The organism is Mycobacterium parascrofulaceum ATCC BAA-614, from assembly GCF_000164135.1.
In the GTDB taxonomy this organism is placed as follows: domain Bacteria; phylum Actinomycetota; class Actinomycetes; order Mycobacteriales; family Mycobacteriaceae; genus Mycobacterium; species Mycobacterium parascrofulaceum.
The window spans coordinates 1-1114 of sequence record NZ_GG770622.1; the positions used below are offsets into that span (position 1 = coordinate 1).

Sequence of the window (1114 nt, forward strand, 5' to 3'; positions counted from 1 at the left end):
CCGGCACCGCGTGCAGCACCCGCCAGGCGGCCCCCAGGTCCGGCAGCAGCAGGTCGGCGTACCACGGCGGCGGCCCGGCTTCCGGCCCGGGCAGCATGCCCAGCGCCACGTCGGCCGACCAAATCGCTTGCGCGCCGGGCGATGACAGCACCGCGACCGTGCGGCCCGCGTCCCGCAGATCCGCCACGGCGCCGGCCAGGGCGTCGTCGATGGAACCCCGCGCCAGCGGCCTGATCTCGTCGAAGGCGGGGCGCAGCTCGCCCAGCGAATCGTCCTCGACCGAAACCAGTTCCGAACCCGTCCGGTGCGCCTCGGCGACGACGGCGGACGCCAGCGGGTCGTGCGTGAAGGAGAACAGCGCCTCGACTTCGCCATTCGGTTCACTGGCCGATATCCCGGGCACCGGGTGCCAGCCGGGACGCAGGCGCTGGTTTTCCAGCATCAGCGTGGCGCGCGACCACGCCGCGGACAGCTCGACCTCCCGGGCGCCCCGGATGAGCGACACCCGCAGGCTCGTGGTGCACAGCACCCGGGGATCGATGACGATGGCGTCCACCCGGTCCAGGCGGCGCAGCGCCTCCGGGCGCAGCGGCAGCACGGCGTGCCGGTCGGCCAGCCCCTGGCCGAGCGCGGCGGCGAAGGCCTCCGGCGTGGTGCGGTTGGCCGCCGGGGTGGTGACCAGGACCGCCAGCGCCGCCTGGTGCAGGTTGCGGGTGGTGGCGCCGACGACCCCGGCGCTGATCGCCTGGACAATCGCGAACCGGCCGGCGTGGTGGTCGGCCGGCCGGCCGCGCGGCTTGGAGCCCGCCGACGGGTCGATGCGCGGGTGGTCGGCGTGGGCGGCCAGCCGGGGCTCGTGCTCGACCCAGGCGCGGGCCTCCGCCCGGCATTCGGCGGCCTTCAGCGACTGCATCAGCAGGCCCACCGACAACGACGCGGGGGACAGCGTGACGGTTTCCGCGGCCGTCGCGGCCAGCGTCAGCACGGTGTCGGTGGCGGGCCGGCCGATCCGGTCCTCGAGCAGGCGGCGCAGCCACGGCTGGTAGTCGACGGCCACCACGGCCGCCAGGACGCCGACGGGCATGCGCGGCCAGCGCAGCGCCCGGCCGGTCAG

Annotated in this window: 1 pseudogene; it reads right to left on the bottom strand. The window is 76.0% G+C overall.

Annotation, left to right across the window (positions count from 1 at the left end):
* A pseudogene (locus tag HMPREF0591_RS29870) lies at positions 1-1114 on the bottom strand (cation-translocating P-type ATPase); the annotation flags it as partial.